Here is an 8,556-nt window from a genome sequence, read left to right on the forward strand (position 1 = left end):
GTGACGCGACGACGAGGCAGGCGTCGGCGACGGTGAGCGGGACGCCGGCGTCGGCGCGCATCCCCGCGGGACAGTCCACGACCACGTCGCCGTAGGCCGCTTCGACCGCGTGAAGCGCGTCGGCGAGGAGGCGCACGTCGCCGCCCGCGCACCGGCGAGCGTCCGCCCGCACGGGAGAATCGAGACCGGGCCGCCCGAGCGGACGGCTTCGAGCGGGTCCGCGCGCCCCGCGAGCACGTCGTGGAGATCTGGGCCGGGCGCGTACGGGAGGTTCGCCATCCCGAGGTCGGCGTCCACGACGACCGCGCCTAGCTCCGCCGCGAGTTCGAACGACAGGTCGATTCCCGACGCCGCCCTTCCCGGAGACGACCGCGAGAATCACGCGAGCCTCCGGAGCGCGTCCACGTCGGGGTCGGCGTCGGCCGCGCGGTCCGCGAGCGCCGTCGCGCGCGCCGCCAGTTGACGAAGGCGCTCGCGGTCCGAATCGAGCGATTCGAGCGCCTCGACGCCGGCATCGGCCTCCGAGAGCGTCGCCGCGGCGTCCGCGACCGACGCGCCGTCCAATCGCTCGGCGAGGTCGATGCGACGCTCGAGCGCTGTGAGCGGACCCAGCGGCTCCGGCGGCTCCGCTTCGAGTGACTGCTCAGTCTCGTGACCACGCTCTACGGGGCACCCGACCGCCGCCGACACGTCGGCGTCCGTGGGCTGTTCGGACGGTTCGGGACGTTCGGAGCGAGTCCGAGGTGCGGGACTCGGGAGCGGGTCGCGGCGCTCCCCATCTGACGCGTCGCTCGTCGTGCTGGGTGTCGGTTCGGACGTCTCCGACTCCGGCGTCGTCGTCGGCAGGTCAGAAGCGACGGGAACTGCATCGGCCGGCGGCCGCGCCGAACCGAGCGTTCGAACCGCATCGTCGGGCGTTGAGCCCGTGGTCCGCTCCGCGCCGTCGGCGCGGCCGAGCGCGCTCACGTCGACCGCGCGGTCGGGGAGGTCTCGAACTCCCGGAGAGCCGGCCGTCGGTGACGGAGAGACGGCGTAGCCGAGCGCGACCGTCGAGCCCGCGGAGACGACACCTTCGAACCCGTCGTCGTCCCAGCCGGCTTCGGGAACGCCGGCGCGACGCGGCGGCAGCACCGACCCGTCGAGTCGGTTGCGAAGCCTGACGCGACGGTCGACCGGTGCGTCGTTGTGGACTCGGACCGAGACGAGGGCAACACCGTCGTCTACGGTCACGTCGATATCGGAGTGCATGGCGGGGCTGGCCGCCGCTTCGTATATAAATCAACGCCCGACGTGGCTCGCTCACCCGCCGTTCGGCCGGCATCTGACGACCGACGCGTCGAGCCAGTTCGCTGCGGCCTCGGCATCCGAGAACCGGCCGCACGAGACGACGACCGGCGCGGACAGGTCGGCGAGGCGGGCGGCGGCCAGCGCGCACGCGACGGGGTCCGACGCGAGGTCGCTCGGCTCGTCCGGGGAGCCGCCCGAGGGGGTCGCCGTTGCCGAAACCGACGCGAGGGACCGGAGCGCCGCCTCGAACTCATCGCCGAGTTCGGCCGCGAAGTACGCCCGCGCCTCCCGTCGCCGATTCTTGACCGCGTCTTCGAGTTTGAGTCTCGCCTCGCGACTGTCTCGCTCGGTTCGGGCCGCCCGTTCGAGCGCCGAAAGCCGCTGTTCGGCCGCGACGCGTTCGGTTTCGACCTCGGAGAGTTCGGTCGCGACCGCCACGAGTTCCGATTGCGCTGTCTCAGTCGCCTCGTCGTCGCCGGCGTCTCGGTGAGCATTCACCCGACCGCGAAGGGTTGCGACGCGCTCTCTGAGTCGAGACTCGTCCTCGCCGGCGGCGGCGACCCGGCGGCGGGCCTCGCGGAGCGCGGCCGCAGACGGTGTCGGCGCGCTCGCGTTCGTCCGCTTCCGACTCCTCGGCCGCACGGTCGCGGCGCTCGGCGAGTTTCGCTTCGAGTCGGGCGAGGTCGTCGGCGACGGGAGAGCGAAGCCCGCGGGACCGACCGACTGCCGCGAGGAGCCAGCCGCGGGACGGTGTCGACTTCGAGACGGGAATCCGACCAAGGCGGTCGTGCCCGGGACCCGGCTGCGGACAGTCGATTCGGAGCGCGCCGGTCGCGTCGTCCCCGTCGTCCCCGTCGTCCGCCCGTATCGCGGCGACGACCTCGGCGGCACCGACGTCGAACGGTCCGTCGGCGAGGTCGATGGCCGGCCCTTTGCGGACGGTCCCGTCGGGGAGTCGGAGCCTCATAGCTCGCGGCGCTGCATCTCCGCGGCCGACGGGTGGTCGGTGCCCGAGGCGAACTTGCTGTACGGCGTCGCCGGGGACTCGCGGTCCTCGTAGGCGGCCGCGGCCTCGCGGACCGCATCGGGGACCGCCGCGAACTCGTTGAACGGTTCGGTTCGCTCGATTTGCACGGCCTCGTCGTGTTTCTCCCGAAGCCGAAGCGCGAGGAAGGCGGCCAACTCCGTCTCGTCGAAGAGCGCGGCGCGACCCAGCCGACGGGCCACGACCTCGTCGTGAGTCCGACAGATGTTCCGAAGCGTCGTCCGCGCCGCCTGCGAGTAGGTCACGACCAACAGCACGCACGCTGGGTCACGGAGTCGGGAGAAAAATCGTTCGACAGCGGCGTTCTCGCGTCAATCGGCTGTCACGGACGGGAACGGCGGCGGTGGTGCGCGTGGCGCGCCTACCGGATTCGAACCTCCGCGCGACTCGCCTCAGACGCGCTCGACGGAGAACGTCACGTCGTCGGCGTCGCCGGCCGCCTCGTTGAGGAGGTCTCTGACCCGCGTCCGCGCGTCGGCCTCGTCGGCGGCGAGGACGACGAGTCCCTCCGCGCGGTCGTCGCCGACGGCCGTCCACGCGTCGAGCGTCCCGTCGCCGGCGTCGTCTTCGAACTCCGTCGCGAACGTCCGGAGGACGGTCACGACGCGCCGCTCGGTGCTGGCGAGGTCCGCGTCGCCCGATTCGAGGTCGCGGATGGCGTCTTCGATGTTGCGGATGGCGGAGATTCGGTCCATCGGTCGTCTGTCCCGTCGCCGCACGCTCCACTAAGTTCGTCGGTTCCGCGCGGGTCGGCCGCAGACGGATCGCGAGTCGAACGGCCGTCTCACGCTCGCTCGTCTGGGAGCTCCTCAAAGAAGTCGGCGACGAACGTGAAGTGCTCCGCCACGAGGTCGCAGTCCTCGAAGGCCTCGTGCGCCTCGCTTTCGAGGTCGGGCTGCTTTTCGGGGATATCGTTGTCGCCCGCGGTCGCCGCCTCGTCGAGCACCTCGCTGGCCCGGGCCATCGCGTCGGTGAGGCAGACGAACTCCTCGGAGCGCTCGGCAATCGCCGCCACGGGGTCGCGTTCCGAAACCCGAGCATTCACGTCCTCAAACGCGCTCATCGCACGGAAGAACGACCGGGAGGCGTCGCCGTAATCCTCGCCGAGATACCAGTCGAACCCGTCCTGTAACCGCCGGATGGCGTTGCGGAACGAGAGGATGTCGTCGGCGAAGGCCGAGATCTGCCCGAACTCCCGCTCGAAGGAGTCGACTTTGCGCCCGTAGTCGGCGGGTTCGAGGGTCGTGAGTTCGTCGAGGTTCTCGGCCTTTGTCTCGTCCGTCAGCCGTTCGAGGGTGTCTCGCGCTGGCGCGAGCGCCTCGTCTATCTGTTCGACCTGCGTGTCGATGCGGCTGAACTCCTCGCCGTACAGTCTGGAGACCGCGTTGTTGGTGCGGTAGAAGGCCTGATTCGAGTTCTCGTGGGTCTTCCCGGTCCACCAGAGGAACCAGAACACGTCCCGGAGGCGCACGAGACGGTCTTCCTGCGCCGAAGTCAGGTCGAACTGGGAGAGCGTGTTAAAGTGGCCGCGCGCGAGGTACAACGACTCCGCGGTGTCCTCGAAGGAGAACGGAATCGAGGCGTTCAGGTCGTGGAATCCGCCGTCGTCGCCCGCAACGGACGCGAAGTCTTCGACCGCGGCGTCGAGGTCCTCCACCGCGAGTCCGAGGATGCGAGTCACCTGGTCCGGAGTCTCCGTTTCCGTCTCAGTCGTCGATTCGGTCGTGGTTGTCGGCTCCTCGGTCGGCGTCGGCGTGTCTGTCGCCGCCGTCGTCGTTGTCGCCGCCGTCGTCGGCTCCTCGGTCGTCGTCTCCCCACCGTCCGTTGACGAACATCCCGCGAGAAAGAGTGCACCCGCGGTCGCCAGATACGCTCGACGATTCATGCGTACTACATGATTCTCAGATTACATAGGAGTGTTGGTGTAAATAAACGACACGTGTTCGAGAATGTCCGCTCGTCGGAACAGTACGGAGTTCGTGACAGTCGAGAAATCGAGGGCGGCCGCTCAGGTCGCGCGGTACACGTCCCCGCGGGGCTCGTAGATGTCGCCTTTCATCTTGAGCTTGTCAAGCTGGTCGTTGACCGTCTTCTCGTCCATGTTCAGCTCGCTGTTGGCGCGTTCGAGAACCTCCTCGTGGGGCGCGCCCTCCTCGTACTCTTCCTGCATGGTACGGATGAGTTCGAGCAGGTTCTTGATGCGGTCGCGCTGGGTCTTCGACCGGCCGGTCTCGACGATGTCGGCGTCGAACTCGCCGGTCTCGGGGTCCATACCGATGTCGCGCAGGCAGGACTCGACGATGCCCGTGACGCGTTCTGCGTCCTCGCGGGTCACCTTGTCCGAGAGGCGGACGCGGGCGGACGCTTCGCCGAGCCGGACGAGCGCTTCGAGCTTCCGGGCGGTCACGGGGACGGGTGCGTCCTCGTCGGCACCGCGGGCACGGAAGTCTACGTAGAAGTCGCGGATGACCTGTTTCGCCTCGTCGGTCATCGTCGGGTAGCAGGTGCGCTTCGAGTAGGCGATGTACTTGCGCAACAGGTCCGCGTCGATGGTCGGCGCGACCTCGTCGGTGACGGCGTCGACCTGCTGTTCCGTGAACTCGGAGTTGGCGACGTTCGTCCGCTGGGTGTTCAGCTCGCCCGCGTAGTTGGTCTTGAGGATGTGGTCTGCGAGCTTGGAGTCCTCGTCGGGATCGGGGTCGTCCGTGACCGTGAAGATGAGGTCGAACCGGGAGATGAGCGCGGGTTCGAGGTCGATCTGCTCGCCAATCGGCTCGTACTGGTCGAAGCGACCGTACTTCGGGTTCGCCGCGCCGAGGAGCGAACACCGCGACTTGAGCGTCGCGTTGATACCGGCCTTGGAGACCGAAATCTGCTGTTGTTCGAGCCCCTCGTGCATCGCCGAGCGGTCTTCGGGCCGCATCTTGTCCAACTCGTCGACCGCCGCGATACCCTTGTCCGCGAGGACGAGCGCGCCGGCTTCGAGCGTCCACTGCTGGCCGTCGCCGAAGTCGTCGCGGACGGCCGCGGCGGTGAGACCCGCCGAGGACGAACCCTTACCGGACGTGTAGACCGAGCGGGGCGCAATATGTCGGATATATGATAACATCTGCGATTTGCCAGTTCCGGGGTCCCCTATCAACAGCATGTGCAGGTCGCCGCGAATCCGCGACCCGTCGGGCAGGTGCTTCGTGACGCCCGAAAACAGTTGGAGAATCATGGCCATCTTCTCTTGTTCGTAGCCGTAGATGGCGGGCGCGACGGACTCGACCATCTTCTCGTAGATGGCCGGGTCGTTCGAGAGTTCGACGATTTCGGCCACGTCCTCGTCGGATATCTCCATGTCCTCGAACTCCTCGTCCTCGATGGTGAGCGAGATGCCCTCCATGTAGTAGTCGAAGACGGGCGTCTTCTCGTTGCCCGAGGTCTGCTGTTCGATGTGGAGGATGCCGACGGCGGTGACGTGGTCGCCGGCGGTGACTTTGCCGGTCACGTCGTCCGAGAGGTTGATGTCGATGCTCTGCGGCGTCTCGCCCCCGCGCAGGCCCTCGGGGGACTCCTGGACGCGCAGTTTCTGGGAGTCGATGAAGTTCGACTGGTCGAAGTCGATGCGGAACGGCCCCTGACGCTCGCATCCCTGACACTCGTGTGGCTCCTGAAAGCCGCCGTCGCCCTGCGGGATGTAGCTCATCGTCCCGCAGCGCTGGCACTCGAAGGCTGCCTCCGTGATTTTCGGGCGCACGTCGGTCGCCTTCCGGACGATTCCCTGCACCGAGATGAGCGTCCCGATGTGGTCGTCGTTGACCCGGATGTTCCGAATGTCGACCGTCTCGGGAAGGTTGCGCATCCGGACGTGCGCCTGCCCGAGTTTCACGTCCGCGGGGAGGTCAAACAGGCGCAGCGCCTCCTCCGCGTACTCCTGGAACTGGCCGGGCTTCGTGATATAGTCGTCCGCGAGTTCCGCGTCGAACCGATAGAGGTCATCGTAATCGATGTACAGCGACCGTTTTTCTTTCGGGTACTGCTGTGCGAGTTTTCCGATTTCCTCTCGATAGTAATTGCGGTAGAACTCGATGAACCGCTCTGTAAGGTCTCGGTTCTGGGGGGCCTGCGCCATCGCACAAGGGTATGTCCCCAATCGGTTAAGAACCTTCGTCGTTCGGCCGACCCTCCGTCGTCCCGACGGGTCGGCCGCGCGCCGGGGCTCGCGCGACCCGAAGGGTCACAGCGGCCGCCCGCTACAGCGACACGTCGGTCTCGATGTCCTCGGTCGCCTCGCGGAGGCCGTCGCGGCGGGCGTCCTCGGCCATCCGATTCGAGAGGTCGTCGTCGGTCAACAGCTCCGCGAACTCGTCGCGGAAGCGGTAGTTGACACGCGTCGAGCGCATGTCGGCCTCGGCGACGGGACGGCACTCGGCGACGACTTCGACGGGCACGTCGAGCGTCTCGGCGATGGTCTCGTCGTCCGCGCCGTCGATGAGCAGGTTGTCGAAGCGGTCGGCGTCGAACGGGAACTCGCGGTCGGCGTCGCGGACGAGATGGAGGTCGAACCGGGCGGTGCGAACCGCCTCGGGCGACGCGTCGAGTTCGACCGCGAGGTCGGCGTCCGCGTCGCCGTCGAAGAAGCCGACGACGAGCGCGACGAGCGCGTCGTCGTCGAACTCGGTGTCGAACGCGTAGCGCTCGCGCATCGTCGCCACGGTGTCGCGGACGCGCTCGCGGACCGCTTCGGGGTCGTCCACGTCGGCGAGCGACCCGCGCGACTCGGACTGCTGTTCGGTCACGGTGTCCGACCCAGTCGCCTCGATGAAGATGTCGCGGAGTTCGGCGGTCTTCTCGTCCATACCCGAAGAATGGCACGTCCAGCGTCTTTAATGATGCTGACCCGAGAGCCGCCGAGCGCCGGAGAGACGACTCGAACCGGCCGACGAGACCGAGGACCGACCTCGCCCACACACTCTGTAAACCGATAAGTTAAACAGGGTTTACGAGACAGCGATGGGCATGGCAACCGAACACGAGTCAGTCGAACTCGTCGGTGACGAACTCGTCGGCAACATCGCCCGCGCCGCCCTGTTCGCGGCGCTCATGGGCGCTGGCAGTTACGTCTCGTTCCCGAACCCCGTCTCGCCGATTCCGGTGACGATGCGGTGCTCGTCGTCTTCCTCGCGGGCATCTTCCTCGGCCCCGTCTGGGGCGGCGGCTCCATCGCGCTCTATCTCGCCGCTGGCGGCCTCGGCGCGCCGGTGTTCGCCGGTGGCTCCGCCGGGCTTGCGCCGCTCGTCGGGCCGACCGCCGGCTACCTCTGGTCGTACCCCGTCGCCGCGGTCATCGTCGGCCTCGTCGTCCACGGCGGCATCAGCGTCGGCGACTACCGCGTGCGCACCGTCCGACTCGTCGGCGCGATGGTCGCCGGCACCGTCGTCGTCTACGCCTTCGGGACGCTCGGCTTCGCGTACGTCCAGAGCGTCGGCCTCGAATCCGCCTTCTGGACGGCCTCCGCCGCGTTCATCCCCGCCGAGGCGTTCAAAATCGCCGCCGCGGTCGGCATCGTCCGCTCCGACGCCATCGCCGCCCAGTAGATGATTCGCGTCGAGGGCCTCGTCCACCGCTACGGCGACACGGTCGCGGTCGACGGGGTCGACCTCGCCATCGACGACGGCGAGTGCGTCATCGTCGCGGGCGCGAACGGCTCCGGCAAGACCACGCTCGTCCGGCACTTCAACGGCCTGCTCGACCCCGACGAGGGCTCGGTCTCGGTCAACGGCCGCTCCGTCTCGGACCACCTCGTCGCCGCCCGAACCGCGGTGGCGATGGTGTTCCAGCACCCCGAGGACCAGCTCGTCGCCGCGACCGTCGGGGCCGACGTGGCGTTCGGCCCGGAGAACCTCGGCCTCGACCGCGACGAAATCGACCGCCGCGTCCGAGAGTCACTCGGTGCGGTCAACCTCGACGGCCGGGAGGACGAGCGAGTTGACGCTCTCTCCGGCGGCGAGGTCGAACGCCTCGCCATCGCCGGCGCGCTGGCGATGCAACCCGACCACCTCGTCTTGGACGAACCGTTCACCGGCCTCGACGAACCCGCCCGGCGCTCCGTGCTCGCCCGCCTCCGGGACCTCCGTGCCGAGGGCACGAGCCTCGTCGTCGTCACCCACGACCTGCGCGACGTGGCTGAACTGGCCGACCGCGTGGTCGTTCTCGCCGACGGCGACGTCGCCCTCGAC

The 8,556-nt window shown here is 68.3% G+C and carries 7 protein-coding genes and 3 pseudogenes; 2 read left to right on the forward strand and 8 right to left on the reverse strand.

The features are described 5' to 3' along the window. The 8 genes and pseudogenes from NKF06_RS18435 to NKF06_RS18470 form a co-directional block, all read right to left on the reverse strand. Positions 1-382, reverse strand: a pseudogene (locus tag NKF06_RS18435) (chromosome partitioning protein ParA); the annotation flags it as partial. Next, positions 379-1,248 (reverse strand): hypothetical protein, encoded by an 870-nt coding sequence (locus tag NKF06_RS18440; RefSeq protein ID WP_253246246.1) that lies wholly within the window; start codon positions 1,246-1,248, stop codon positions 379-381. The gene NKF06_RS18440 and the pseudogene NKF06_RS18435, both read right to left, overlap by 4 nt. Before the next feature lie 51 nt (positions 1,249-1,299). Further along, positions 1,300-2,254 (reverse strand): annotated as a pseudogene (locus NKF06_RS18445) (hypothetical protein). Continuing rightward, positions 2,251-2,589 (reverse strand): hypothetical protein, encoded by a 339-nt coding sequence (locus NKF06_RS18450; protein ID WP_253246247.1) that lies wholly within the window; start codon positions 2,587-2,589, stop codon positions 2,251-2,253. The pseudogene NKF06_RS18445 and the gene NKF06_RS18450 overlap by 4 nt, the downstream one beginning before the upstream one ends. 135 nt (positions 2,590-2,724) lie before the next feature. Further along, the gene (locus NKF06_RS18455) at positions 2,725-3,027 is read right to left on the reverse strand and encodes a hypothetical protein (protein ID WP_058826817.1); all 303 of its coding nucleotides are present in this window, start codon (positions 3,025-3,027) and stop codon (positions 2,725-2,727) included. A gap of 89 nt (positions 3,028-3,116) precedes the next feature. Then, positions 3,117-4,217 (reverse strand): hypothetical protein, encoded by a 1,101-nt coding sequence (locus tag NKF06_RS18460; RefSeq protein ID WP_157575441.1) that lies wholly within the window; start codon positions 4,215-4,217, stop codon positions 3,117-3,119. Between the two features lie 123 nt (positions 4,218-4,340). Further along, on the reverse strand, positions 4,341-6,449 hold the full coding sequence (locus NKF06_RS18465) for a minichromosome maintenance protein MCM (RefSeq protein ID WP_253246248.1): 2,109 nt from the start codon (positions 6,447-6,449) through the stop codon (positions 4,341-4,343). A 121-nt stretch (positions 6,450-6,570) separates the two neighbouring features. Continuing rightward, positions 6,571-7,176: a conditioned medium-induced protein 4 gene (locus tag NKF06_RS18470; RefSeq protein ID WP_253246249.1), complete on the reverse strand. Its 606-nt coding sequence runs from the start codon at positions 7,174-7,176 to the stop codon at positions 6,571-6,573. Positions 7,177-7,336: 160 nt separating this feature from the next. On the opposite strand from NKF06_RS18470, the pseudogene NKF06_RS18475 reads away from it, so the two are divergent. Then, positions 7,337-7,914, forward strand: a pseudogene (locus NKF06_RS18475) (biotin transporter BioY). Further along, positions 7,915-8,556: ABC transporter ATP-binding protein (locus NKF06_RS18480; protein ID WP_253246250.1), on the forward strand; the 642-nt coding region annotated here is incomplete at its 3' end. It lies immediately after the preceding pseudogene.

This window comes from Haloferax sp. AB510, from assembly GCF_024136985.1.
Lineage (GTDB): Archaea > Halobacteriota > Halobacteria > Halobacteriales > Haloferacaceae > Haloferax.

Bases quoted from the DNA above. Each gene is read 5' to 3' on its own strand.
- NKF06_RS18440 (WP_253246246.1), bottom strand. From the start codon at position 1,248: ATGCACTCCGATATCGACGTGACCGTAGACGACGGTGTTGCCCTCGTC.
- NKF06_RS18455 (WP_058826817.1), bottom strand. From the start codon at position 3,027: ATGGACCGAATCTCCGCCATCCGCAACATCGAAGACGCCATCCGCGAC.
- NKF06_RS18460 (WP_157575441.1), bottom strand. From the start codon at position 4,217: ATGAATCGTCGAGCGTATCTGGCGACCGCGGGTGCACTCTTTCTCGCG.
- NKF06_RS18465 (WP_253246248.1), bottom strand. From the start codon at position 6,449: ATGGCGCAGGCCCCCCAGAACCGAGACCTTACAGAGCGGTTCATCGAG.
- NKF06_RS18470 (WP_253246249.1), bottom strand. From the start codon at position 7,176: ATGGACGAGAAGACCGCCGAACTCCGCGACATCTTCATCGAGGCGACT.